The sequence below is a fragment of the Kitasatospora sp. NPDC051705 genome, assembly GCF_044453265.1.
Classification (GTDB): Bacteria; Actinomycetota; Actinomycetes; order Streptomycetales; family Streptomycetaceae; genus Kitasatospora.
Genome location: NZ_JBITCO010000027.1, coordinates 59996 through 85647 on the forward strand (window position 1 = coordinate 59996; position 25652 = coordinate 85647).

Consider the following 25652-nt stretch of genomic DNA (forward strand, 5'->3'; position numbering starts at 1 on the left):
CCGCTGCCCTGGCTCGAACACTCGCCTCGTACTCTGCAGGCATGACCGATGATCCATTCCAGTGCCGCTGCGTCCTGTGCCATGACAACGGTGACCGAGACGAAGCCGACCAGGTCGAGCGGACGATCATCGGCAATGTGCAGGAGCACGGCTGGCACGTCGCAATGGTGCCTGAGGATGAGATCGGCCCAGGATTCGCCTACACGATCGGCCTGGCCCACACGCACGGCACGCCTGAGCTCGCGATGTTCGGGCTCGATGTGCACCTCATGCACCGCATGCTCAACACGCTCGGCGAGAAGGCCGCGTCGAGCACGGCCCTGGCTGACGGCCAGGAGCATCACGGCATCGCCCGCGGTCTGCCGGTGAGGCTCAGGCGGGCGGATCTTCGCTGGTACAGGACCTTCTTCGGACGAGCCATCGGGTTCTACCGGCGTCCGCCCTTCCCGGTCCTGCAGGTGGCCTGGCCCGACGCGAGCGGGCGCTTCCACTGGGAGGAAGGCGTCGAACCGGGACATCGGGACTCGCAACCCCAGCTGTGGCTGTCGCCGGGCGAGCACCCGGTCGGAGTCTGGACGGCCGAGCTCTGACCTCGACCGCGGGGATCTACTGGAACAGGATCATCTTGCAAAGCAGCTTGAATCCGGCTCGCCCGTAGAGCTGCCTCTTGATCGTTTTGATTCGGTTCACGGCGCCTTCGGCGCTGCCAGAACTCCACTCCAGGGTGAGGCCGGCCGTGACGGCGTCGAGGTCTCTGAGCAGGTGGACGGCGAAGCCGGTCAGGCCTGGCAGCCGGCTGGCGTCGACTGCCTTGATCCGGTCCGACAGCCGGGCGCCGGGGCGGCTTGTGAGGATCCCGCCGAAGTCGCGGACGTGGCTGGCCGCTGCGTCCAGCTCGGGGCAGCGGGTCAGGACCTCCTTGAGCTCGGCACGGTCTTGTTCGTTCAGGGCGGCGGGGTGGCGGGTGAGCCAGCCGGTCACCTGACGCACCGAAGGGGGTCCCGGCAGGGCCAATGAATGGGGGTGACAGGTTCCCGCCTGGTGGGCATGATCGGGCGGTTGTTCCGTCACGTGCGACTCCGGAGGCACACCACGACCATTCAACTCGCTCGGGACCTGCCGTGGCCCGCCGCAGACCCCCATCGGAACGTCTTCGACTGGGACGAGGGCGAGGCGGCACGGCTGACGGCACTGATCGTCCCGATGGTGCCCTCCGAGGCCGACCACGCGGCCGATCCGGACCGGATGGCGGGCTGGCGCTGCGGTCGTCGTTGTCCACGCGACCGGCGAGGTGACGCTCGACGGGAACCCTGTCTACGCGGACGTGGCGGGCACGCCCCGGGTAGCGGTACGGGACGGGGTCGCCCGGCTGCTGGGCCCGGCGTCGAGGACGGGACGGCACACCTGTCGGAATGCCGTCCTGCTGCCCTGATCGTCCCGCGAGTCTCGGCTGCCAGGCCATCCGCCGTGGGCACCCGCTCCGACGATGAGGCCCGTGTCGCTGCTGTCCCCGCTGCCGAATTCCGCGGGGTCCTCGACCCGGTCGTCCATGCCGAACGGATCTTCCTCGACGGCGTGCCGGCCTACGGCCTCCTCGACGTCGGCAGTTCCCCACCCATCACCGGCTGCACGGAAGGCGCTTCCAGGCTCCGTCGATCGGATGGTGGTGCGCGGCGCGGGGAGCGGGCCCGCGGAAGTCGGCGACTCACGCAGGTCCTGCAGGCTAGGGAAGTCGGCAGGACTTTCTAAGCTGCTTCAGCGGGTACCGCCCCGTGCTGGCACCAGTCACCGAGAGCCCGAGCGGAGTCCGGCGCGCGGTTGCTGGGCGCCGGACTCCGCCACCTACCGAGCAGGGACTACTGCGGACGGCTTGTCATGGCAGCCGATCTGCTGCGGCTTCGGCTGGAAGTCCTTCCAGTGGTCTCCGTCCTTCAGCTCTGGGAACGCCGTCATGAGATCGTTCTGCCAGTCGCTGCTGGTGACGTAGTCAACGATCTTGGCCGCCAGTTCCTTGCAGTCCTCCGGGTGATCCTTGGAGATCCCGACACCGTAATTGTTGGGCGACCCGATGGTGACCGTGGAAACCTCGACGCTCGGATCCACGTGGGCGAACCCGTAGAGGATAAGCTGATCAGTGGAGACTGCGGCGACTTCGCCCGATTTGAGCTTGTTGATGCAGTCCTGGGCGTCCTTCCCCGAGATCTGGTGGATCTGCGGGTACTGCTTGCTCAGCACGTCTTCCGAGGTCGTGCCGGTCCAGGCGCAGACGGGCTTTCCGTTCAAGTCGTCGGAGGACTTGAGCGGGACATCCCCCTTTCGTCGCAGAAATCCCTGCATGGTGACGAGGTATGGGCCGGCAAAGTTTATGCCGGCCAGCCTCTCGTCATTGATTGAGAAGGTCGCTACCACGAGATCGACGCGATTGTCCTTGAGGGCCCGCTCACGGTCATCGGAGGAGATGTCATTGAAAGCGATCTTCTTGGGTTCGACGCCTTCTGCTTTGGCGAGGTGGTAGACAACCTGGATGTCGAAGCCGCTGTGGCCGTAGTGATCCACCACACTGGTGCCCGGCTGGTCGTTCTTTACGCCAACGACCAGACGGTCCTGCTTGAAGATCGGCGGCTTGGGTCCGTTGTCACCGGCGCAGGCGCTTGCCGCCATAATCGACGTGACCGAGAAAAATGCAACCGCGCGGCCGCGATACGGAAATTTCATTGGCCCTCGTCAACTGTTCCGCAGGACGGCATTGCTGACATCGATGTCAATCTTGCAACCTTCATCGGTGTCGATCGTGAGCGTCAGGCCCAGCGATTTCGCGCCAGGATCCAGTCGGATTCTTGCCGACTGCGCCTCCAATTTCTCGACGGCCCCACCGGAAGCCGCGACTCCGATCTTCGCTCCAGGCACACACCACTGACTCGAATAGTGCTCCGCGAAGTGGAAATCCACTGCCAGAACATGCCGCTGGGCAGGAATAAGTACGGATACTTCCTTTCGGTCTCCCCTGCCGATTGGTTGGGAAGCGACCTGGCGGAACTGCTCGGTAATGGAGAGGTCGCCGTGGTCCCGTACCCAGGAGAACCCCCACCAGCTCACGGCGACCAACAACGCGGTCGCCCCGGCGAAGATCGCGGGAGGCTTCTTGATCGTGCTGCCGATGCTTTCGGTCGAGGCCACGGGCGACGCGACCAGAGCGACGGTCAGTCCCGTGGCGAGCGCCACGGTGGCGGGGACCAGGTAGTATGCCTGTTGCCAACCATTGCCCTCCGGATGGCGAACGATCGCCGCCACGAGGCTCCCGAGGGCGACCAGGATCCAGACCCAGCGACCGTGGCCCGTGAGGCTGATACGGAGGTAGTGACCACCCGTGGCGGTCGCTCCATTGCTGGCCCAGACGCTCACCCGTTTCACCGCGTCGCCCCTTCCGGAGGGGTCCCCGTGCTACGTTCGTGATCGGACGGCGGCTCAGGCGTCCGGCGGCCAATGCCATAGATTCCGTCCGCGGCGCTGATCGCCCCTTCTCCGTCGGCGCTCACATCGATCTCTTCGTTCTGCGGCCGCTCCCGATCGGACCAGCCCCTGTGCCGCCGAAAGGCTCCGCCGGGATTGGCATCGATATTGCCCCCAGAGGCCATCCCGCCGTTTTTCGAGGTGACCTCTACCTTTCGGGTACTCCCCCCGCCGGCGGAGGAACTCGGTACTGCCTGCCCGCCTCCACCGCTCGGCGCTCCGCTGACTGGGCTCTCCAACAACCCTCGGATCATGACCGCGAAGCCAAACAACGCGATCACTCCACCGCCGATGCTCGCGAACTTCTCCGCCGTATCGAGGTCCACCAGGACCGCCACAGCGACCAGCCCGATCCCGGCCGCCCCACACATCGTGGCCGCCGCCCACCAAGCCCAACGATTTGTCATGCACCCACCCCCCTTTGTTAACTAGTAGATCTTTTACCGGCGTTACCCCCGTGGCCGGATCTAGCTAGTACGTCAGTTGGCTCAATCCGGGATACCCCAAACCTCCCGAGACCAGCTGTTACACAGTTGTCTGCTGGCTTGGCGGCGAGTGCGAGCTCCGAACTGGGTCGGCGCGGCCGATGGGATCCAAGCGTTCGCCCCAGCCCAGAGCGCCACCTCCAGGCTGGGGGTCACTCAGGCCGACAGAGTGGGGGATCGTGACTTGTCCACTTCTATTGAGACCGGAGATCAAAATCATCGAGCAGGCCGGCCACAGGGCCTCGACAGATGTCGATTGGGGGAAAGAAGACCTGTGGGCGCCAGCGGCGGTAGGCCTTCTGCCAGGCCAGATCGGCAGCTTGCCGGCGGGCGGTTCGCTGAAGGTCGTAACCGGGTTGGATCCGCAGGCGGGGAGCCGGGCGGCGCGAGCCCGCACGTGGGCGGCGACGTCGTCGAGGAGGTCGTGGGGCAGGCCGGGGTAGGGCAGGCGCAGGTAGCGCTGGTCGCGGTAGTGGCGGGCCTGTGGCTCGGTCAGCACGGCCTGGGCGGTGGTGGACTCCTCTCAGGCGACAGTGGTGCGGCCGTGTTCGGCGAGACGGTCGGGTGCGGGAGCGCGGATGTCGTACGCGCCGACAAGGTGGCCCTGGCTGATCGCCCAGGGCATGAACTGCCGGTACAGGTCCGCCTCGCCGGGGCGGGCCCGGCGCTGGGCGTACTCCTCGAACAGGGCCCGGAACGGGGCGGGGGTGAAGATGACGGCGCCGGCGCTGGTCGCCTGCCGCCAGCCTTGGCGGGTGCCGGCCGGCAGGATGGCGTCGATGGCTTCCAGCGCGTGGACGACGTGCTCCCGGTGGGACTCGAGGAAGATCCTGCCGGTGTTCTGCGCGCCCAGGCCGGGGACGGTGGTGACGGTCCAGGGTCCAGGTGACGGCGGCCGGGCGGGCGCGGTGCTCGGCGACGGCGGCGGGCAGCAGCGAGAACGGGACCAGGGTGTCGGCGGGCAGGACGACGGCGACCGGGGTGTCGGCAGGAGGGCCAGGGCGGCGTTGGCCGCCCCGGCGGTGCCGAGCGGGTGGTATTCGCGGTGGACGGTCAGCTCCACCTGCCGGGCGCGGTGGGTGAGGGCGTAGGCCTCGACGTCCTGGGCGCCGGTGGCGGGGTCGGTGGAGGTGAGTACCGCGATGCGGCGCACGCCGACGGCGGTGAGCTGGGTGAGGGCGTGGCCGAGCATGGGGGTGGGGCCGGTGTCGGTGGTGATCGGCACGAGCACCTTCGGTGTGGACTGCAGCTCGGGGTCGGCGGCGGCGCGCAGCCGGGTTCCCCGGCCGCCGACCAGGACCAGGGCGACGGTGCGTTCGGGCAGGGTGAGCAGGGTGCTGGTGTAGTAGTGGGCGGCGCTGGTGGTGTGGGTGGTGCTCCGTTCGGTCACGGGGGTCCTCCCGGCGGCGGGTGGGCATTGTGTCGGTGGCCCGGCCCCCGTGCCGTGGGCCCCGGCTACAGGAGCCGGAGGTGGTCGAGGGCGAGGTAGGCCGCGGCGGTGTCCGTCATCGCGCCCTGGCGGAGCAAGCGGTCACGGAACTCGGCCAGAGGGATGGTGACGACGTCGATGTGCTCGGTGCGTTCCGGCTGGGGCTCGGCGACGCGCACGCAGTCGGTGGCGAGGAACGCGGTGCGGCGGGCGGTGGAGTAGGCGTCGAGCCAATAGGAGCCGACCTCGAGGATCGTGCCCTGGTAGCCGGTCTCCTCCAGCAGTTCCCGGGCGATGGCGGCCGCGGCCTGTTCGCCGGGATCGATGAAACCCCCGGGCAGCTCGTGCAGGACACGGTCCGGGCCCGGCCGGTACTGGCGGGCCACAATGACGTGCCGGTCGGGGGTGAGGGCGAGCACGGCGCCGGCCGGGCGCTCGCGCTTGAGGTAGAACTCCTCCTTGCTTCCGTCCGGCATCTCGAAGTGGACCTGGTCGACGGCACGGCCGAACTTCTCGAAGACGGTCGTGCGCTGGACCTCGCGCCACGGCATGGTGTCGGTCATGCACGGACCGTACGGGCCGGACCGGTACGGATTTGTGGTCCCGACGGTCCCCGGCGGCCGGGCGCCTGATGGTGGGTGGGGCATCTCCGGGAGACCACCTGATCGGGTGATGGAGGGAGGGCATTTCGGTGGGCAGTCCACGACCCGGCCGATACGCTGGATCCTCGCCCTGCACCGGAGTTGGGCGGGGTGGGAACACCGTGACGAACACGCTGTTCAAGACCGCGCGGCTCGCGCTGCGCCTGACGCAGCGCCAGGTCGCCGAGCAGGTGCGGGCCCGCATCGAGGCGGTAACCGGACGGGAGCGCGCGGCGTTCCCGACCGGCGAGACCTTCCACATCTGGCACGAGGAAGCGTCCTCGATCCCGGTCCCCACGCAGTCCGCGCTGCCGACCCTGGAATGGGTCGGGCGGCGCAGGAACCTCTGCGTCGTCGGCCCCTCCGGCACGGGAAGGTCGCACTTCAGCGAGGCACTCGGCCAGTCTGCCGTCGACGCCGGGATGACGGTTGCCTGGTTCACAATCGAGGACCTCGGGGTCCTGATCCGCCGTCACCGCGTCGACGAATCCGTCTCGAAGGCCATCAGTCGGATCACCCGAACCGATTTGATCATCGTTGACCTATGCCGAGACCGCGACTATGCCGAGGGGTGTCGGCATCGCTCGGGTGTACCGGCGTGATGGCTGCTCGACTCGGCATAGTCGCGGGTGGGCGGACGGTTGGCCCGCAGCTGAATGATTGCCCGGCTTCTGACACACTGGCGCCATGACATTGCAGCGAAAGGACCATGCCGCGTAGGCGCCCTTCGGACCTGCGCTCAGAGAGCCGGAGGTTTCCGGTTGAGCGTGGGCGATATTCGAAGATCGGTCAGGTTTCAGGCTCGGCACAGGCCGAGATCATCCGTTTGGAGCGAACTCGCTTCGAGCCCGGTGACTTGGGCAAAGCCCTGGTTGTCTGGAGTGTGCTGGCGCGTACCCCGCGACGGCGTTCACCTGTCGTTCGCACCGGCTGTGGTGAACCCTCCTGCTGCCCACCGGAGCCAAGCGAGTGGCGGGACCTTCTGGACGTGGCCATACATGCTTTGCCTCCGAAGTCCGCACGCGAGCTCGCCCGGATCGTCGGGCGCCTCGACAGCAGAATTCTCGATCACCCTGCCCTGCGACACACCGTCTCTCCGCGCGGTCCATGGTGGCGCTTCAATCTGTGGCCATGGGAGGACTGACCGTCTTCGCGCCGGTCGCCCTTCAACTCCCAACCGCGCTGATCACCGACCACACAGGCGGTCGAGGAAGGCGAGGACCTTGTCGCTGGGTTGGCAGCGGCCTGGGCGGGCGGTGACTGGTGCAGTCAGGGCCAGGGCCTTCTCTTTGGTCGCCATGTCGGCGTGGACGTAGCGGGAAGGCTTCCCGGCGCCCGGCGGTGCAGTCCCCGTCAGCCCTCGCCGGGGACCGGGAGCAGTGACGGGTCGGCACCGACGGCGGTGGAGCGGCCCAGTGGGTCCCGGGTCAGGGCGCCGGATGTCGTCGTCGGTCCAGCCCATCGGGGCGGCGAGGGTGGTGAGGTTCATCGCGGCGGGGCGCCACTGGTCCGGCAGGCCCGGCCACATGCGCAGCACCGTGTCGTGGGCGGCCTGGTAAGTGTCCGTGGTGACGTGCTCGTACTCGTCCTCGTTCGGTTCGGCCCAGGGACGGCGGGCGCGGACGACGACAAGAGCGTGGACCGGGTACCAGCCGGTGGCGCCTTGTCGGGCCGGGGCCTGCGGGCGCAGTACCGCGACGTCCGCGTGGGCGGGGTAGGTCTCGCCGTTGCTGTGGCGGGTGAGGGTCTGGGCGCTGTTGGCGACGACCGCGGCGAGGACCGCTTCCGGTGCCGCCATGACGGCGGGGTCGGGGTCGGTCGGCGGGCTGGTGGAGAGTCGGTATCCGACGCTCTGCACGGTCAAGGTCGTCGTGGTCGTGGCGGTGGTCAGGAGGCGGCGGGCCTGTGTGTAGGTCTCGCCGATCGCGTGCTGCCGGGCGCGGATCTGCTGCTTGGTGGGTTCGTGGTCGGTCATCGTCGCGTCGTCTCTGGCCGCGCGTCCGACACCCGCGCCCACCGGTCAACGGGACTGCGGTGAGCACCGCCGTTGGAGAGCCTTGATCGCTGGCCGGAGGCGTGGGCACGAGGTCCGGCGTGGATGACCGGTAGCCGCGGGCCACCCCACGACGGGACGCTGCCAGGCGGGCCGGGTTCCGGTGGGTGAACTCCCGGATCCCTCTCGGGCTGAGCGGCCGTCAGTCGGCGGCTGACGCCCTGCGCGGCGGGCGCGCCTTGGCCGCGCTCCAGCACTTCACGGCTGCGAGCAGTTGGTCAGTGCACCAGCGATGCTTGCAGTGCATCGAACAGGTCACGGAGTTCGCGCGCGTCGATCGGGTTGATCTCCATCTGCAGGTAGCACGCGTTGTCGTGACCGTTGGGGCTCAGCTGCACGATGAAGGTGTAGCCGTGACCGACCGGGTGGGCTCCCATCTCCAGCGGATTGTTGAGGCCGGGAGTCACGGCCTCTCCTCGGCCCGGGTGAGGTGAGCGGTGTAGTCCGCCGCCAACGTGAAACACCAGTTGGCGGTGTCCCGCCAGCTTGTGGCGCCGACCTCGGCCAACTCCAAGCATGCACCACCACTACCGAGCCTATCCGCGGCATCCCCACCCTCATCCCCTCCAACCAGCACGTTCCCGGTCTGCGATCGTACCGAGACGGCTGGGCCGTACGGCGGGCGCGCCCTGGCCCCGGCGCGCGCTGCTCACGCTCCTTCACGCCGTCTACCGCCCGCCGGCGTCCTGGACCAGGATGGTCGGCCGACCGTGTCCCGTCACGACGAAGGAGAGCACGATGGCGCTGCGAGGCGATCACGAGAAGCCGCCGCCCCCGTTGGAGGGCGGGAGCCCGCCGCCGGACAACGCCGACGGGCAGGTCCAGAAGCCGCCGCCGTCCGGCGGCAAGCACAAGAAGTGAACGACAGCGAAGGCGATCTGACCGCGTACCGGGCCCGGCTGGACGCGGCGATGGAACGCGCCGGAGCGTGGCCGGAGGACTCGCCGTGGCTGCGCGAAGCGGTGGCCGCCGTGCCACGGGACCTGTTCGCGCCGGACCGGCTGTGGCGATGGGACGGCCAGGCCTACGCGCCGCTCGATCGCGCCGGTGACCCGCGCGGGTGGGCCGAGGAGGTCTACGGCGGCATTCACGCCGCGGCCATCACCCAGCTGAGCGGAGGTCGGCCGTCGTCGTCGCTGTCCGCGCCGGCGGTGGTGGCGGACATGCTGGACAGCCTGCGCCTGGAACCGGGCCAGCGGGTGTGGGACATCGGCACCGGGCAGGGCTGGACCACCGGGCTGGCCGCCCACCGCGCCGGCCCGGGTGCGGTGGTCTCCACCGAGGTCGACGAGGCGCTCGCGGCCTTCGCCCGCGGGCGCCTGGCCGCGGCCGGTGTCGACGCCGACGTCCTGGTCGCCGACGCCACCACCAGCGGCCCGCCCGGCGGCCGGCCCGTCGACCGGATCCACGCCACCTACGCCGTCGACGCCCTCCCACACAGCTGGGTCGAGGCGGTGCGACCGGGCGGGCGGATCGTCTACCCCTGGGGCCGGCTCGGGCACGTCGCCCTCACCGTCGCCCCCGACGGCACCGCCACCGGCTGGGTCCAGGGATTGGCCCAGTTCATGAGCGACCGCCACGCCCCACCCCAAGCAGGCACCGCCCCCGCCGCCTACGCCGCGGTGCGCGGCGACAACGACCCCGACACCCGCACCGTCGTCGACCGCGACCTGGCCCCGCTCGACTCCGACTGGCACCTCAGGTTCGCGATCCGGGTCGCCGTGCCCGACGCGGTGCTGCTCACCGGCCGGGACCAGGACGGAGTCAACGCCTGGGTGCACGACGGCGTCTCGTCATGGGCCTCGTTCGCCGCGCGCGGGGACGGCAGCGCGACGCTGTTCCAGGGCGGGCCCCGGCGGATCGGCGACGAGGTGCTGGCGGCGTGGGCGCGGTGGCGGGAGCTCGGCCGGCCGGACCTGTACGACTTCGGCATCACCGTCACCTCGCACGGGCAGTGGGCGTGGCTCCACGAGCCGGACGGACCGCGCTGGCCGATCCGGCAACCGGCACCGGCCCGGTCGTGACGACCGCTCTCCCCCGTCCGGTCCGGGCCGCGAGTTCGCGCGGGACGCCCGGGCCGGGGGCCGGTGCACGGCTCGGCTACGCGCCGGTCGCCTGCGCGGCCGTCCGCACCGCCTTCTCCAGCTCGAAGCGGCTGGTGCCGGCTGCGGCCCAATACGGGTGGTTGTGGAGCTGCAGGCCGGCCGCGATGAACGCCTCGTAGCGCTCCCGGTTGGCCGGGTCCTGCGTCCACCCGGTCTCGGCCTCGAACCACAGTCGCTGGGTGGCCACCGCGTCGGCCAGCAGCCGCTCCAGCTCTGCCGGCGGGACCCCGTCGTTGCTCTCGCTCACCCCCACATCGTGCGGATGTCCGATTCCGGCTCGGGCCCCGGCGCGCCGGGCAACCGGGTGAGGCCCATCGCCGTCCTGCGCCGTCGGACCCTTGACCGCCCTGGTCAGAACGGTTCGGGGTCAGTCGGCGGCTTCGTGCTGCCGGACGGCTCCGGGGATTCACAATCGCTGGGGCCGAACTGCTCACCGATGTTGTTCCACATGAAGCCGCCCCGCCAGCCCGGCTTCGCGCCGACCCAACCGAGCAGAGCCCCGAGGACCTTCTCCTGAGAGATCGTCAGTGTCTGATAGTGCTGCTCAGCCACGCCGTCCCTGTATTCGAGCTGGAAGGTGTTGTTCTCGCGGAGCCGGACCTGGATGTACCAACGTCCGGGCTGGTCCTCGTCCACCCGCTCCAGGACCAGGTGGGCGCTTCCCCGCCGCAGGTTGGCCAGCATCCTCCCGACAGCCAGCTTGGACGGGCGTTTCAGCACGTCGCCGCGCTCGTTGGTTGCAATCAGCATGGCCAGATCATCCGGCAAGGGGCTGACACCACTGTGTGAGGCCCTGACCAGGGCAGTCCCCGGGCGCAGCGAGGGCGGGCCACCGCCCGCGGTGGGGACGGCGGCGGCTGAGCCGGCGGGGTACGGCCTTCTGGGCCGCCTCTGTCCCGTGCGCACCTGTCGGTGGGGTTGTCGCAGGTGGCGGGCATAATCGGCGGCATTGCGATCACCGCACCGGTCGGAGGCCCGCTTGTCCTCGCTGTACGACTTCGAGACCCGGGAGCCGCTGCTGCGGACCGCGCACGCGCGGGCGCTCGCCGTTCCGGGCGGCCAGGTGTCGGGACACATCGGCCCCGGCTCGTACAGCGTGCCCGTGAATTGGGGTTTCCCGCCGCCCGGCCAGGCCATGCTGCTGTCGGACAACCAGGAGGAGCACGACGCGATCGAACGGGTGCGGGACACGCTCGCCGGGGCCGGAGTGAGCGACATCGCCTTCACCGTGGAGATCCCTCCGAACGGAGCGGCGGTTCTTCGGTTGTTCGATCGCAGTACGGCAGTCGACCCCAGCATCGGCCGCGGTGTGGGCGTCCGCGCTGGCGCTGCGCGGCCGCCGTGGGGTGCCGGGCGGACAGTGCGGGGAGTGCCAGTGGCTCCGGGTCTGGTGCGGGGATCAGCTTCTGTCGCTGCAGCATGCGTTGGTGGCCGACTGTCCCAAGTGCGGGGTGGAGGCGGGGGCGTGGTGCGGCTGCCCGGCAGGCGAAGCTGCACGACCGTGGTGGGGCGATCCCCGCGCTGCGGCTCGGACGGCAGCTGAGCACAGAGCAGGTCCTGACAGTGCGATGTCCGGCGTGCGGGGCTGCGGCCGGACGGCCGTGTTCGGGGCTGGCCCCGCGCGGGGAGGTTCTGGCCGAGCCTCACCCACAGCGGGCGCCGGAGGCCCGCAGGCGGCTCTTCGGCACTCGGACCGATCCCGCGGTCACAGCTCGGGCGAAGGGTGCCAGGCAACGGGGCCCCGGCGCTGTGGGCGGTGCGGCGGGCAATAACCCGTTCATGGCGGCCGCGCAGGAGCTGACGGGCAAGCGGCCCTCCCGGGCCAAGGCGCGGTCCAAGCTCAGCCAGAAGGAGCTGGACGCCCGGTATCGCCGGGCACTGGCCGCCGATCCGGGCCAGGCGGGCGCGATGCGTTCGGCGGGCGCCGCCCGCGGCGGGCGTGGCGCGTCCCGAAAGGACATGGCTTGCACGGGTGGCTGGTGCCTCGCCGCAGACGTCCGCGGCGGTCCCAGCCCGGGGAGACCCGACCCGGCCACGGCGGCCCCGGGTATCCGGGTGCATCACGCGGGTCAGCAGGACTTCGTGGGCCGCGCACTGAGAGGACAATCTGACCTGGTATGCCCGATTCCCATAGTTGGCTTGAGTCAGGCACCGCCCCGGCGGTCACGTGGTCTTTCGGCGGCTTCTACAGTGTCCCGAGGTACAGGGGCGGGCGGGGACGGTAGATCAGAAGGGCCGACTCAAGAACGTGGTGCGGATCGAGCGATTGGCGGATCTGAAGCCCGTCCACCGGCTTCAGGCCGCCGTCCTGGCCCTGTGGCGGTGGCGCGCGCCGATACTCGCATTCGAATTGGATGCGGAGTGGGGCGTCGACCAGTCTGTACTGGGGTCGCTGTTCCGGTTGGCCGCATCACCCGCTGGTGAACAGTCGGATCACGCATACCGGCGCGCAGTCGCCGAGCTGTGCACGGCCCCGCTCTTCACGTCTGAAGTCAACCCGGACACCGTCCAGCTCTTCCAGCTGGAGACCATCAGCAACCTGTTGACCTTCGGCGAACTGCTGGACAAACCTGGTGTGAACGAAGTCGAGAGAGTGGTCGAAGCCTTTGCCGGCCTGGCGAACTACCTCGACGGTCTCGTCGAGGGTTCCTTCCACTCCCACCCCTCGGAGGAAGCCCACCGCCAGTACCTCGCCGGCCTGGCGGACCGGGCGCCCGGCGATGGCTATTTCTCGTCGCGCCACTTCGCTGTCGAGACCGCCTATCACGGTGCTCTCGGGGTTCTCCCCGATTCCGCAGGGCTGCTCGACTCGTCCACGGGTCGCGAGTTGCTCGCGCTCTGCGAGGACTTCGGAGAAGAGCTCGTCACAACGATGCAGTGGCTCCGCATGACGGGCCACTAGCGATCGCGTCGTGAGCCGGGTGGCAGGTGCGGCAGCCGTGACGGACGGGTGGCCTGGAGCGCGGGCGGCTACGGGCGGCGCCGGATGAGAAGGCCCGGTTCGGTCTCGACGAGGACGCCCAGGCTGACCGGACGCTTGCGCTTGTGGCGCGTGCTCCCGATGTTCAGATCGCCGAGCGGCTCCTCACCGGGGCTCAGCGCGATGGTGTCCCGCTGCTGCCTGGCCCGAGGGACCTGGAGCCGGGGGTGAGCTGCTTCGGCACCGCGCGGCAGGCCGTGCAAGCACGCGGCCTCCGCGGTCCTCCAGACGGTCCGCACGCTCGACACCGACCCGATCGCGTTCCTGCTCCTGCTCCTGCGCGGCCGATCCGCCGGTGACTTCCTGGCCGGCGTCGCCGCCCAGGACCACTACAGCCTCACCCGCAGCTTCCGGCCGGGAACCCCGCCGAACTCCCCCGGGTGTCCGCCGACGACGCCTACGCAGGCCGTCCCCCCTCCGCCCGGCCGCAGCTTGTCCTCCCCACGCCCGCGGGGGTCAGCCGTGGCGACGATTCGAATCCACATCTCAGGGTGCGTCCCATCCATGTTCGGCGGCTTCGGTCCCGGTGTTGGTCATTCGAGGAGACTCGAAGGACTCAACCGGGTTCTCCGGCATCCTTCCGGATCGTGACCGCGCACCTTGTCCCCGACGAGCTGTGGGATCGGACAGCCCCGCCGCTGCCGGCACGGCCTGCGTGACGGCACCGCGATCCCGGCGGCCTGGGTACCCGAGCTGGTCGCGCCGGCCGGCATCGTCTTACGTCCTACGCGAGGGCGTCGCCTGGCGCGACGTACCGAGTCAGGTCGTCGGTCGCCGCGGAGTGACGCGGTGTTCGTCCTGGTCGGGAATATCTCAGTTCGGCCTCATACGACGTATCCGTCACCCCGTCAGGTTCGTTGGGTCTAGAGTCCTATGTCGTGGGGATGTGCGGGCGACGTGTGTTTCCCGCCTGCAAGCGGTGACATCTGGGGGGTTCGAACTGCGGGATCGGCGCTCAATCCGGTCGATGACCCTCGGTGTCGTCTCCTGGCGCTCCGACGCGTACCTGCACCGGGGAGCGGTCGTATCCGAGGGCTCGCCCCTAAGAACGGTATCGGACCCGACGTCGCTTAGCTCCAGATCGTCTCAGGCCGCTTCGAACGGACGCACGATCGGCCGCAGCGCGGAAGGCCCAGACGCAAGGAGTACTCACCTGTGACGACGGCACGACAGTCGTGGGCGCCGGACACGTCTCTTGTGCAGGAGGTGCAGACCCAGTTCGACCGGGCCGTCGCCTCCTACCGGGCGAATCCGCACCTCGTGACCGAGCATGCGAACCACGAGGAGTCGATCCGGGTCGGGGGATACGCCAATCGCACGCTCCTCGAGCTGGTGCAGAACGCCGCCGACGCGATGTCGGGTGTGGACGGGGATCAGGGCGGTTTCAGCGGTCGCGTCGAGATCGTCCTCGACGCGGAACGCCGGACTCTTTACTGTGCCAACGACGGGCGGCCGTTCTCGAGGCACGGGCTCACCGCCATCACCCATGCGCATCTCAGCGGCAAGCGAGGCGACGAGATCGGACGCTTCGGGCTGGGGTTCAAGTCGGTTCTCGCGGTCTCGAGCGCCCCGCAGGTGTTCAGTCGGTCGGTTTCGTTCGAGTTCAACTCACCTGTGGCCCGGGAAGAGCTTCGGAGGATCACGTCGGCCGTCAAGCGCTATCCGGTCCTGCGTACCGCGACGGTCCTGGACCCGGACACCGCGTTCGCCACGGACGGCGTACTCGCGGAACTCGCCTCCTGGGCGTCCACGGTCGTGAAGCTCTCCGATGCGTCCGGCCTCGACAGGATCCGCCGGGAGATCGAGGAGTTCTCCTCGGAGTTCCTCCTCTTCGCGGGGGCGGTGCGGGAGGTACGTCTCAGGGTGCTCGGCCCCGACCCGTTCGAGACGACGCACACGTCACGGGATCTTGGCGGCGGTGTCTTCAGGATCGAGGACCCCGACGGCGACGGCGACGAGTGGATCGTCGAGGACCGGATGCACACGCCGTCCCCGGAGGCCCGCAGGCAGGTCGGCGAGGCCGTCTCCCGGAATCAGGTCAAGGTCACCGTCGCCGTGCCCAGGCGTCACGCGCGCCAGCGCGTCGGGCGTTTCTGGTCCTACTTCCCGCTGCAGGACCGGACGTCGGCGTCAGCGCTCTTCAACGCGCCGTGGAGCGTGAACGACGACCGGACGACTCTCCTCAGGAACGACTACAACCGGGAGATCCTCCGGACCCTGTCGGAGATGTTCGTCGGCATGCTGTCGCGGGTGGCGACGGCCGAGGACCAGGCGGCGCACTTCGATTTCATGCCGGCGCGTGGACGGGAGCAGCAGTCCTTCGGTGACGAGCTCCTGTGTGCCCACGTACCGAGGATGGCGGCCGGACTCGCCCTCGTGCCCGACGCCGGCGGGGTCCTGCGTCGGGCCGGCGAGCTCCGTCCGCTCGACCCGATGTTCCCGGTCGACCCGGACGACCACCGCGGCTGGACCGAGTCGCCGCACACCGGCCGGGACGTACCGCACTGGCGGTGCCACTCGTCCCCGCAGCGCTCCATGCGTCTACGGCAGATGTTCGCCGCGTCGGTGTCCGCCGATCTTCTGGACGGCGACGACAGGAGTATGAAGCGCGCCTTGGAGGCACTGCCCAAGCGGGGGCTGCTCTCCTGGCTACGTGAGTGGGCCGAGGGGACGGACGACGTGTCCGCCGCGAGGGCGTTCAGGTTCGTCCTCGGAAGGGCCGGGAACAAGGACTTCCCTGGGCTGGACAGGGCCAAGGTGATCCCCACCACCGACGGCATGTGCGCGCTCGACGACCGAAGCACGGTCTTCCTCCGGCAGGAGGAGGGCGTCGAGATCGACGGGGCGGTCTTCGTCTCGCCCGGATTCCTGGCGCTGCCCGGTGTGGAGGCGGACCTCAGGAAGGCGGGGTTCCGGGATCTGGATCCGGTCGCGATCCTCAACGCGCGCCTGGCCTCCCTGACGTACGACTCGGGCGACGAGGAGCTGGTGGGGCTTTGGACCGCGGTCCTCGACGTGCCCGTGCCGACCGCGTCGAAGACGTTGGCGGGTCGGCCGGGCACGGTCAAGGTGCCCACCGTCGACGGTGGGTGGGGTTGGCCTCACCTGGTATTCGACCTGGACGCGCCGTTGGGCGACGAGAACGCGGGCAGGTCGTTGGACCGTACCCGGTGCATGCCGTCGGTCGCCCACGGGTTGGGGGTGGTGCGCGATCCGGTGAAGGGCTACGCGCTGGAGGACGAGCCGTGCCTCGAGCGATACCGGGAGTGGGTTCTGGAGACGCTGAACGCGCAGCGGGGCCCCGGGGAACGGCCGATCGGGAACGTGGACTTCCTGCCCGGGGAGGGGCCGGGTCCGTTCTCGACGTTGTTCCTCCTGCGTGAGGCCCAGGCGTCGGACCAGCTTCGTGCGAGCTGGACCGTCGGCCTGCTTCAGGCGGGTGACTCCGACTGGACCTGCGAGGACCTCGACACGGGCACGGTGCACGCCGTCCGGTCCCCGCTGCGCTGGGCGGTGGAGCATGCCGGGCTGCTGCAGTCGAACCGGGGGTTCCGCGCGCCGGGCGACGTGGTGGCGCCGTCCCTCGTGCGATACGGGAGCCTGTTGCCCCTGTTCAAGGGGTCACCGAGGGTGGCCGACGTCCTGGAGCTCCCCGACGAGCTGGACGCGGTACCCGCCCATGTGTTCGTGGAGGCACTTGAGGCGCCGGCGTTCGATCCCCGGATCCCGGACGCCGTGCTCGTCGACTTCATCCGGACGGCGTGCCGCGTGGCCTGTCCCGGGTCCCGCCCGCCCGGTATCCCGGCCAGGGTGGGACGTGTGATCGAGCGGCGCTCGCCCTCCTCGGTGTACCTCGCGGTGACGGACGAGCAGGAGGAGTACCTCACCGCGCGTCAGCGTCCCTGTCTGCGGGTGACGCCGGAGCAGGTGGACGAGCTGGTGGAGGTGGTGGGTTGCGGGCGGTTCGAGGACAGTTTCGCGTTCTCGGTGATCGTCGAGGGCGCGCAGCACGGCGAGCCGGTCCTCGACGTCTTCACCGGGCTCCGTACCACTCTCGTGACCGACCGGTTGGTCGACGCGACCGTCGCCCACGCCGTCCAGGTGGTCAAGCGGGTGACCACGAAGGACGGCGTGGAGGACCAGTCGCTCGAGTGGCACCTCGACGGGCCGGCCCTGGTCATCCGCGGCGACGCCGATGAGCGGCGGCTCCTGCGGGTCGTCAACGACGCCTTCGCGCTCGGGCTGACGAACGCCGAGCTCGAGGAGGTGCTCCGGAAGGGCCTCGACCACCGCCTCGAACTGCTTCGGCAGGAGGCCTTGGCGGCCGGGAGCGATGAGGAACGCCTCGACCTCTACGTGGGCCCGGACGACCTGCGCGACGCCCTGCCCAAGGGACTGTGGCAGGCACTCGAGGCACAGGGCCTGGTCGACGACGACTCCTCCGTCGCCGAGCTCTTCCTGAAGGTCTACGGCTCGGACTCGGTCAAGCTCCTCGCGCCCACGTTCCGGGACATGGGCTTCCCCGACGTTCCGACGGCCTGGGCCGGTGGTCCCTTGACCGTCTCATGGCTACGGAGGATGGGCTTCTCGGCCGACTTCGCCGGCCGTCGGACGGCACATCAGCCCGCCGAGTTCGTCGTCCCGGGCGCCGTGAGGCTCAACCCCCTTCACGACTTCCAGAACGACATCAGTCGACGCCTGGCGGACATCCTCGTCTCGCGCGGAGAGGACGGCCGGCACCGTAAGGCGATGGTGGAACTGCCGACCGGTGCGGGGAAGACGCGCGTCGCCGCGGAGACCGTGCTGAGGCTCTTCGTCTCGGGACGTCTTCACGGCCCGGTGTTGTGGATCGCGCAGTCGGTGGAGCTGTGTGAACAGGCCGTCCAGACGTGGAGCACGGTGTGGCGTGGGCTCGGTGACGAGCGCCCGCTGACGATCGGACGTCTTTGGGAGAACAACGTCGTCCACGAGCCGGACACCGAGTTCGGCGTCATCGTGGCGACGGACGCCAAGCTCGACGTCGTCCGCGACACGGCCGAGTACGAGTGGTTGAGCAGGGCACACGCGGTCATCGTCGACGAGGGGCACCGCGCCGGGGACTCCGAACGGTACACCCGGATTCTCAACTGGCTCGGCGTGGCGGGTCGTGGTTGGGGGCGTCCCCTGGTCGGTCTCTCCGCGACCCCGTTCAGAGGCACCTCCGAGACGGCGACCGCCGCGCTCGCGAGCCGGTTCGGCAACCTCAAACTCAGCCCGTTCGAGGAGAACGTGTACGACGAGCTGGTGTCACGAGGGGTGCTCGCACGGGTTCAACACAAGGTGCTGGACGGGATCGAGGTCGTCCTGGAGCCGCAGGAGATCGAGGAGGCCACACGCCAGCGACGGATCAGCCCGACGGTCCTGGACCGCATCGGTCAGGACCACGTCCGCATGAAGACCCTCGTCGAGGACATCATCAGCCGGGACCCGAGCTGGCCGGTGCTCGTCTTCGCCCCGAGTGTCCTGTCCGCCCAGGTCCTCGCGGCGACGCTGCGCTATCGCGGCGTCGAAGCGGCCTCGGTCAGTGGACAGACCGGCAGGCAGGAACGGCGCGACATCATCGGGCGGTTCAAGGACAACAAGATCCGGGTCCTGGCCAACTGCGACCTGCTGATCCAGGGCTTCGACGCTCCGGGCGTGCGTGCGCTCTACATCGCCCGCCCGACGTTCAGCCCCAACGCCTACATCCAGATGGCCGGCCGCGGCCTGCGCGGCCCGAAGAACGGTGGAAAGGAGGAGTGCCTGATCGTGGATATGGCCGACAACTTCGGAGACGTCAGCAAGCTGCTCGGGTACCGCGAGTACGAGGACCTCTGGCAGGAGCAGCACGCGTGATCCTCGTTCCCGACCTGAAGGACATCGAGCGCAACGCCAGGAGCGACGCCGAGCGTCGGACCGCCCGTCTGCTGCACCGGATCGACGGCGACCCCGACGCCGTCGCCTTCCACTCCGTCAAGCTGCGCTCCCACGCCTACAAGCAGGAGGGTGAGGCGGACTTCGTCATCCTGTGGAAGAGGCTCGTGATCGTCGTCGAGGTGAAAGGCGGCGGGGTCCGCAAACACCAGGGCAAGTGGTTCAGCGTCGACCGTCGTGACGACTGGCACCGGCTCTCCGAACCCCCGAGGGCGCAGGCGGAGTCGGCCATGTACGCGTTGGAGAACATCCTCCGCGAGGAGGGCGTGGGCTGGTTCGCCCGCGAGGCCGTCGTCATCACGCCCGACATCGACTCCCCTCCGAGCGGACTCGGCTGGCTGCCGAGCCATTGGCTGGCGCGGGACGACATGAGCGTCGCGGGACTCACCGCCGCCTTCGACACGCTCGCCGAGAAGGCGACCGCGCCGCCGACCGGCCGCCGGCTCGCACGTATGGACGACCTGCGGGCACGTCTGTTCGGCGAGTTCGCGCGCATGCCCGTGATCGACGCCCAGCGCGGAGCGGTCATCGAGGAGCAGAACCGTGCCACGGAGGGCCAGTCGAGGGTGCTCGCGTCCCTGGCCCGTAACCCGCGCGTGATGGTGTTCGGCGGTGCGGGCACCGGCAAGTCGCTGGTTCTGGTCGAGGCGGCCAAGCAGGAGGCGGACCAGGGACGGTCCACCCTGATCACGTTCCGCTCCCCCGAGCTCCTGCGGTTCTTCGCCCCCCATGTCGTCGACCGCGACATCGACGTGGTCCCGTTCCACCGGCTCGCCTCGGGTAGGACCTACGACGCCGTGTTCGTCGACGAGGCCCAGGATCTGATGACCGCCGAGGCGATGGACACGCTCGACGCGGTCGTCGCGGGTGGGCGGGCCGCGGGCCGGTGGCGCATGTTCCTCGACACGAACAACCAGGCGCACGTCGACGGGGGATTCGACCCGGACGTGTTCGTCCTCATCGCCCCCGAGGCCACGCCGGTGGACCTGAACCTCAACGTCCGCAACACCCAGGCGATGGTGCACATGGTGCAGGAGTACCTCGGCGCCGACGTGGGAGACCCCGGCATCGTCCACGGGGAACGGGTCCGGTGGCACACCTGCGACGGGTCCGCGGACGTCCGACAGGCCGAGCCGGTGGCCCGGGACCTGGTGGCCGACGGAGCGCGCCCCGACGACGTCTGGATCATCGATGTGGCCTCGGACGCCGCCCCCCACGTGACGGACGACGGCTTCCTGGTGACGAGCCCCCGGTACGCCAAGGGCCTGGAGGCGGAGCACGTCGTGGTCTGCGACCTGCCCGAGACCTACGATGCGGCCGGGACCGCGGCGCTCTACGTCGCGGTGACCCGAGCCCGGGTCTCGCTGCACATCACCGCGTCCAAGGACGACAGACGGCGCCTCCAGCAGCTGCTGCGACAGCGGTCGGTGACGCGATGACCATGACCAGGGCACAGAAGCTCGCACTGGACCACCTGCGGGCGGCGTATGCGGGGCCGGAAGGCGGCGACGAGGAGGAGGTGTTCAACCTCCCCGACCGGCAGTACGCCGTCGGCATGCTCTTCCCGTCGCCGGCACCCGGCTCGCAGGACTGCGAGGACGACCCCGAGAGCGGTGTCGAGGACGGGACCGTGGCGGACGTGATCTCCGGGGAGAACGAGGAGTACGGCGCCGCCGTACCGCTCGCCGAGGACTGGCGACCCTCGTCCGTCGCAGTCTCCTTCGTCACCGACCGGCCCGGCGTCCTGTGCGACTTCTCGGGCGGGACCTACGAACCCGTCACCGACGACGGTCCACCGCGCTGGCGGCGTCGTCCCTTCACGTTCGACGACCGGGAACTCGCGCGCGAACTACCCCCGCACGTGTTGGAGACGGGCGGTGTGGCGTTCGAGCTCGGTTCCCGATGGCGCCGGTACGGCGACGCCCATCTCGTGACGGTGCACGCACGGGTACGGTCCGAGTCGACCGCCAACGACCGCAAGGACATCGCCCGGACGCTCTTCCAGGTCGCGCTCGCCGTGAGGCCGCAGCCCGGCGGCCGGATCCTGGAGTACGACGCGACGAAGTCCTTCGACCTGGACGACGAGTCGGCGGAACTGCGCCTTCGCTATCGGGACAAGAAGGTCTACGCGGTGGGGCACGGCATGGCCGCCGATTGGGAGGTGGAGGACGGCGAGTGCACGCGCGTCCTCCTCGACCCCGTGCCGTCGTTCGTCGTCCCGGCCGTCGAGACCGTCGGATTCGACCCCGATTCCGAAGCCGCCGGAGCCCTCGTGCTCGCCGACCTCTCACGGATCGACACCCGGCCCGAGGAGGTCCTGCCGATGCTGGACGCCTTCGTCGCGGCCTTCGCCGGCTGGGTCTCACGGCAGGAGCGGCGCGTCCAGGGGTTCGGGGCCGACGCGCCGGTCGCACGATCGATCACCGGGCGGGCGCGAACCGCCGTCGAACGCATGGAGGCCGGTGTCGACCTGCTGCGCGCCCCGGAGCGGGACGGACTGCGCACCGCGTTCGCGCTGGGCATGACGGCGATGCGGTTGCAGATACGCCAGACGCGGATCCGACGCGGCGAGGAGGCGGGGGAGCCGCGATGGCGTCCCTTCCAACTCGGTTTCCTCCTGGTGGCCCTGGCCTCCACGGTCGACGAGAGACACGACGACCGGGAACTCGTCGACCTGATCTGGTTCCCCACCGGCGGCGGGAAAACGGAGGCCTATCTCGGACTCGCCGCCGTCGAGATCTTCCACCGACGGCTCGTCCACGGTCCGAAGGGCGCGGGCACCGCGGTCATCACCCGTTACACACTGCGGCTGCTGACCTCACAGCAGTTCCAGCGGGCGGCCTCGCTCGTGTGCGCGATGGAGATCCTGCGACACGACGACCCGCGGGCGAAGGGCATGACGCCGTTCTCCATCGGCCTGTGGGTCGGTAACGAGGTCACGCCCGCTACGAAAGCGGACGCCAAGAAGGCCCTCGAACGGCTCCACAAGGCCGCGCGCCCCGAGGAGACGAACGAATTCCAGGTCGAGGGCTGCCCGTGGTGCGGCGCCCGGCTCGTACCGGAGTCCAGGTCCCACGACCGGAACCGGTACGGCTTCCGTCTCGTCGGCAACGACGTCGTGATCCACTGCACGGACGGGGACTGCCGCTTCCGGGAGAGCCTGCCCGTGGCGGTCGTCGACGACGTCCTCTACGCGCAACCGCCGACGATCCTGCTGGCGACCGTCGACAAGTTCGCCCGTCTCCAGTTCAACACCAAGGCGGGCAGCCTCCTCGGCCTCGGTACCGCGTTCCGCCAACCGTCCATGATCATCCAGGACGAGCTGCACCTCCTGTCGGGACCGCTCGGTACGACGGTCGCCGTCTTCGACGCCGTGATCCAGCTGCTCCTGAGCCGGAACGGGGCGACGCCCAAGATCATCGCCTCGACCGCCACGATCCGGGCCTCCGCGGAACAGGTGCGCGGACTGTACGGGCGGGACGTCGCCCTCTACCCGCCAGCGGGACTGGACGGCGACCGCACCTTCTTCTCCCGCCCCGTCGAAAGCGGCGAGGGCCGCCTGTACGTCGGCCTGATGCCGCAGTCCCTCTCGCAGGTGTCCGCCGTCATCTCCGCGGCCGCCCCGCTGCTCGAGATCCCGCAGGCACTCGCCACGGCCCCCGACCCGGGCGCCACCCGCGACTCGTACTGGACGACCGTGATGTACCACAACAGCCTCCGCGAACTGGGCCGCACGGGGACGCTGGTGGTCGACGACGTGAACGGACGCCTGGAACCGCGCTCGGAACGACTGGGGCTGCCGCTGCGCCGGGTCCGGGCCGGGCGGGTCCTGGAACTCACCAGCAGGCGGGGGCCGGAGGAACTGCCCAACCACCTGCGCGAACTCGGCTTGAGCGCCGACCACACCGACGACGCCGTCGACGTCGTCCTCTCCTCGAACATGCTGTCGGTCGGCATCGACATCCCGCGCCTGGCCCTGATGCTGATGGTCGGACAACCGAAGACGACGTCCGAGTACATCCAGGCCACCAGCCGGGTCGGCCGTGGGACGAACAACGGCATCGTGACCACGCTGTTCCGATCGAACCGGGCCCGCGACCGCTCGCACTTCGAGTCCTTCCGCGGCTACCACGAGGCGCTCTACCGCACCGTGGAACCGACGAGCGTCACCCCGTGGTCGACCGCCTCGCGCGACCGGTCGTTGGCGGGCGCCCTGGTGGCCCTGCTGCGCCACTCGGTACCGGCCCTGGCGGCGAACGACGCCGCCGCCGAACTCGACCTGGACGACGTCCGGATGCGCGACGGGGTCGAACGGATCGTGGCGGCCTTCGTCACCGTGGTGAGCCGCTCGGAGCACGTCGAGGCCGAGGAGACCGAGGAGCAGATCCGCCTGCTCCTGCGCGAGTGGGACCGCCGCGCCAGGCTCGCCCGCGAGGACAAGGCCCCCTTGATGTACGACTACCGGAAGGCGGAGGACGCCGCGCTGCTCAAGCGCTTCGGCCAGCGCAGGGAGGGGTGGATCGTCGGCGACTCGATGCGGTCCGTCGAACCCTCCGTCGCCGTCCAGGTACGCGAGCCGCTGGAAGGAGCCGGCAGTGGAACGAATCCTGCATGACCTACGCCTCTCGGAGACGATCACGCCCTTCGGGGTGGGCGCCGTCGTCGACGTACTCGGGGAATCGCTGATCGCGCCCGACACCTCGTGGTGGGATCGCAAGTCCGCTCCGGAGATCCTCTGCGAGCGGCTGCTGACACGGCTGGGGACCGGAGTGCTGCGGCAGGCCCCGTCCCACTCCGGACGGGCCGCCAGGGAGACCGCGCACCTGCTCTACTGGCGCTTCCCGGCCTGGCGATTCTGCGAGCAGTGTTCGACGCTCTCGAAGGCCACCGGCACGTACAAGGGCCGCTGGGACAACACCTGCAAGTGCGGCGGGGCGCTCGTGCCCATGCGCTACGTGGCCGTCTGTCAGAAGGGGAGCCACATCCAGGACGTCCCGTGGTTCAGGTGGGCGCACAGAGGCCACGACGCGGACGTCACCGACGCGGTGAGGTTCTGCCGCGCTTACAAGGAACTGAAGTTCGTGCGCTCGACGCGGCACGGTGAGGGTCTGGCCTCGCTGCGCGTCCAGTGCGACGGCTGCAAACGCTCCCGCCCGCTCTCCGAGCTCGTGGGCAAGGACTCGCTCCACCGTGACAACATCCGCTGCAAGGGCACCCAACCCTGGCAGGACCCCCAGCCCGACCACACCTGCGACCACAGACTCGTGGCCGTCCAACGCGGCGCCACCGGCAACTACATCGCCGACCGGCTCTCGGCGCTCGACATCCCCGAGGAACGTCCGCAGTCCGCGCGGACCGCGGACGACGTCCGTAACCACGACCTGTTCGCCAGGGTCGTCGCCGACAACGGCGGCCCGAAGGCGGACATGCTGGCCGAGATGATCGCGGACGAGCTCGGGATCACGCCCAAGGACGTCCTCGCCGTCGCGGCCGCGGGCGACGACCCCGCCGACACCCCGCTCCTCGACCTGAAGGACGGTGAGTGGGCCGCGTTCCTCAACAAGCTCCAGAACGGCAGGGACCACGGCGGCGGCGACTTCGTCGTCGACGGCTGGAAGGTCCCCGCCGCCACGACCTGGCCCACCGCACTGACCGATCGACTCGGCGGCGTCGGACAGGTACGCCGCGTCCGCGAGGTCAGCGCCCTGCGCGGCTTCCGCCGCCACAGCGCAGAGGCCGACCTCGTCCCCGCGCACCTCGGAACCGACCACAATCGACGGCCGGTCTACCCCGCCGTCGAGATGTTCGGCGAAGGGATCTTCCTCCGGTTCGACGAGGACCGGGTCCGTGCCTGGGAGGAGCTCCCCGAGGTCCGCGCCAGGGCCGGGATACTCGCACGACGACGCACATCGAGTCCGTGGGCGCATCGCCTCGACCCGCCCGAGCCGCGCTTCATCGCCCTGCACACGATCGCCCACCTGCTCATCCGACGCCTCGCGTTCGCCAGCGGGTACGCCTCCGCGGCCCTCCAGGAGCGCGTCTACGCCCACTCCGACCGACCCGATCGCACCGCGGGGATCCTGATCTACACGGCGGCCGGCGACGCCCAGGGCACTCTCGGCGGACTCGTCAGGCTCGGCGCACCGGACAAGCTCCTCCCCCTGCTCCTGGCCGCCCTCAACGACGCGGACGTCTGCTCCAACGACCCCGTGTGCATCGAGAGCGACCACCGCGGCTCCTCATCCCTCAACCTGTCGGCCTGCCACGGCTGCGCGCTCGTCAGCGAGACGTCCTGCGAGGCGGCGAACCGCCTCCTGGACCGCCAACTCGTCCTCGGCGGCCGGAACGTGCCCGGCTTCCTCGAGGACGTTCTCGAGGAGATCCGCCGCACTGCGGTCGTGTAGCCCTGCGGCTCGCAGGAGCACCCCCGCGTGCACGGAGGCGCTCCGCCGGCGCCGGGGGTGCCCGGCGGCGGAGGGCCGGCGGTGGGGCGGTGG

The 25652-nt window shown here is 69.8% G+C and carries 19 protein-coding genes; 10 read left to right on the plus strand and 9 right to left on the minus strand.

Going from position 1 to position 25652, the window contains the following annotated elements; translation table 11 throughout:
- Positions 1–41 precede the first annotated feature (41 nt).
- A complete protein-coding gene (locus ACIA8Q_RS27440; protein ID WP_396317848.1) occupies positions 42–590 on the plus strand; it encodes a DUF4262 domain-containing protein in 549 nt (182 codons plus the stop codon).
- Positions 591–606: 16 nt separating this feature from the next.
- Here ACIA8Q_RS27440 and ACIA8Q_RS27445 read toward each other — a convergent pair whose 3' ends face one another.
- Entirely contained in the window at positions 607–981 is a 375-nt protein-coding gene (locus ACIA8Q_RS27445) for a transposase (protein ID WP_396317849.1), read from the minus strand.
- Between the two features lie 253 nt (positions 982–1234).
- Between ACIA8Q_RS27445 and ACIA8Q_RS27450 the strand changes: the two genes are divergently transcribed.
- Positions 1235–1432 carry a DUF6296 family protein gene (locus ACIA8Q_RS27450; RefSeq protein WP_396317879.1) on the plus strand — a complete coding sequence of 66 codons (198 nt, stop codon included), beginning with the start codon at positions 1235–1237 and terminating at the stop codon, positions 1430–1432.
- A gap of 410 nt (positions 1433–1842) precedes the next feature.
- Here ACIA8Q_RS27450 and ACIA8Q_RS27455 read toward each other — a convergent pair whose 3' ends face one another.
- The 4 genes from ACIA8Q_RS27455 to ACIA8Q_RS27470 form a co-directional block, all read right to left on the minus strand.
- The gene (locus tag ACIA8Q_RS27455) at positions 1843–2715 is read right to left on the minus strand and encodes a transporter substrate-binding domain-containing protein (RefSeq protein ID WP_396317850.1); all 873 of its coding nucleotides are present in this window, start codon (positions 2713–2715) and stop codon (positions 1843–1845) included.
- 9 nt (positions 2716–2724) lie between these two features.
- On the minus strand, positions 2725–3402 hold the full coding sequence (locus tag ACIA8Q_RS27460) for a hypothetical protein (protein ID WP_396317851.1): 678 nt from the start codon (positions 3400–3402) through the stop codon (positions 2725–2727).
- Positions 3403–4518: 1116 nt separating this feature from the next.
- Entirely contained in the window at positions 4519–5385 is an 867-nt protein-coding gene (locus ACIA8Q_RS27465) for a sugar phosphate nucleotidyltransferase (RefSeq protein ID WP_396317852.1), read from the minus strand.
- A 65-nt stretch (positions 5386–5450) separates the two neighbouring features.
- Positions 5451–5987 carry an NUDIX hydrolase gene (locus tag ACIA8Q_RS27470; RefSeq protein ID WP_396317853.1) on the minus strand — a complete coding sequence of 179 codons (537 nt, stop codon included), beginning with the start codon at positions 5985–5987 and terminating at the stop codon, positions 5451–5453.
- Positions 5988–6187: 200 nt separating this feature from the next.
- On the opposite strand from ACIA8Q_RS27470, the gene ACIA8Q_RS27475 reads away from it, so the two are divergent.
- The gene (locus ACIA8Q_RS27475) at positions 6188–6667 is read left to right on the plus strand and encodes an ATP-binding protein (protein ID WP_396317854.1); all 480 of its coding nucleotides are present in this window, start codon (positions 6188–6190) and stop codon (positions 6665–6667) included.
- Positions 6668–7251: 584 nt separating this feature from the next.
- Here the strand turns inward: ACIA8Q_RS27475 and ACIA8Q_RS27480 are convergent.
- Together ACIA8Q_RS27480 and ACIA8Q_RS27485 are read right to left on the minus strand one after the other, a co-directional pair.
- The gene (locus ACIA8Q_RS27480; RefSeq protein ID WP_396317855.1) at positions 7252–8040 is read right to left on the minus strand and encodes a hypothetical protein; all 789 of its coding nucleotides are present in this window, start codon (positions 8038–8040) and stop codon (positions 7252–7254) included.
- Positions 8041–8336: 296 nt separating this feature from the next.
- Positions 8337–8525, minus strand: coding sequence for a hypothetical protein (locus ACIA8Q_RS27485; RefSeq protein WP_396317856.1), 189 nt, complete (start codon positions 8523–8525; stop codon positions 8337–8339).
- A 331-nt stretch (positions 8526–8856) separates the two neighbouring features.
- Between ACIA8Q_RS27485 and ACIA8Q_RS27490 the strand changes: the two genes are divergently transcribed.
- The gene (locus tag ACIA8Q_RS27490) at positions 8857–8979 is read left to right on the plus strand and encodes a hypothetical protein (RefSeq protein WP_387903418.1); all 123 of its coding nucleotides are present in this window, start codon (positions 8857–8859) and stop codon (positions 8977–8979) included.
- On the plus strand, positions 8976–10142 hold the full coding sequence (locus ACIA8Q_RS27495; protein WP_396317857.1) for a protein-L-isoaspartate O-methyltransferase: 1167 nt from the start codon (positions 8976–8978) through the stop codon (positions 10140–10142). Before ACIA8Q_RS27490 ends, ACIA8Q_RS27495 begins: the two co-directional genes overlap by 4 nt.
- Before the next feature lie 76 nt (positions 10143–10218).
- Here the strand turns inward: ACIA8Q_RS27495 and ACIA8Q_RS27500 are convergent, their stop codons facing one another.
- Both ACIA8Q_RS27500 and ACIA8Q_RS27505 read right to left on the minus strand, forming a co-directional pair.
- Positions 10219–10470 (minus strand): hypothetical protein, encoded by a 252-nt coding sequence (locus tag ACIA8Q_RS27500; protein WP_396317858.1) that lies wholly within the window; start codon positions 10468–10470, stop codon positions 10219–10221.
- A gap of 104 nt (positions 10471–10574) precedes the next feature.
- Positions 10575–10973, minus strand: a complete 399-nt coding sequence (locus ACIA8Q_RS27505; protein WP_396317859.1) for a hypothetical protein — start codon at positions 10971–10973, stop codon at positions 10575–10577.
- Between the two features lie 1498 nt (positions 10974–12471).
- Here ACIA8Q_RS27505 and ACIA8Q_RS27510 point away from each other — a divergent pair.
- The 5 genes from ACIA8Q_RS27510 to drmB all read left to right on the plus strand — a co-directional run bounded on the left by ACIA8Q_RS27510 (position 12472) and on the right by drmB (position 25559).
- A complete protein-coding gene (locus tag ACIA8Q_RS27510) occupies positions 12472–13125 on the plus strand; it encodes a hypothetical protein (protein ID WP_396317860.1) in 654 nt (217 codons plus the stop codon).
- Positions 13126–14358: 1233 nt separating this feature from the next.
- Entirely contained in the window at positions 14359–19077 is a 4719-nt protein-coding gene (locus ACIA8Q_RS27515; protein ID WP_396317861.1) for a sacsin N-terminal ATP-binding-like domain-containing protein, read from the plus strand.
- Positions 19074–20594, plus strand: coding sequence for an NERD domain-containing protein (locus ACIA8Q_RS27520; RefSeq protein WP_387903435.1), 1521 nt, complete (start codon positions 19074–19076; stop codon positions 20592–20594). The genes ACIA8Q_RS27515 and ACIA8Q_RS27520 overlap by 4 nt, the downstream gene beginning before the upstream one ends.
- Before the next feature lie 2 nt (positions 20595–20596).
- Positions 20597–23770, plus strand: coding sequence for a helicase-related protein (locus tag ACIA8Q_RS27525; RefSeq protein ID WP_396317862.1), 3174 nt, complete (start codon positions 20597–20599; stop codon positions 23768–23770).
- Positions 23751–25559 carry a DrmB family protein gene (drmB, locus tag ACIA8Q_RS27530; RefSeq protein ID WP_396317863.1) on the plus strand — a complete coding sequence of 603 codons (1809 nt, stop codon included), beginning with the start codon at positions 23751–23753 and terminating at the stop codon, positions 25557–25559. Before ACIA8Q_RS27525 ends, drmB begins: the two co-directional genes overlap by 20 nt.
- Positions 25560–25652 lie beyond the last annotated feature (93 nt).

Bases quoted from the DNA above. Each gene is read 5' to 3' on its own strand.
- ACIA8Q_RS27490 (WP_387903418.1), top strand. From the start codon at position 8,857: ATGGCGCTGCGAGGCGATCACGAGAAGCCGCCGCCCCCGTTGGAGGGC.
- ACIA8Q_RS27440 (WP_396317848.1), top strand. From the start codon at position 42: ATGACCGATGATCCATTCCAGTGCCGCTGCGTCCTGTGCCATGACAAC.
- ACIA8Q_RS27480 (WP_396317855.1), bottom strand. From the start codon at position 8,040: ATGACCGACCACGAACCCACCAAGCAGCAGATCCGCGCCCGGCAGCAC.
- ACIA8Q_RS27455 (WP_396317850.1), bottom strand. From the start codon at position 2,715: ATGAAATTTCCGTATCGCGGCCGCGCGGTTGCATTTTTCTCGGTCACG.
- ACIA8Q_RS27470 (WP_396317853.1), bottom strand. From the start codon at position 5,987: ATGACCGACACCATGCCGTGGCGCGAGGTCCAGCGCACGACCGTCTTC.
- ACIA8Q_RS27525 (WP_396317862.1), top strand. From the start codon at position 20,597: ATGACCAGGGCACAGAAGCTCGCACTGGACCACCTGCGGGCGGCGTAT.
- ACIA8Q_RS27505 (WP_396317859.1), bottom strand. From the start codon at position 10,973: ATGCTGATTGCAACCAACGAGCGCGGCGACGTGCTGAAACGCCCGTCC.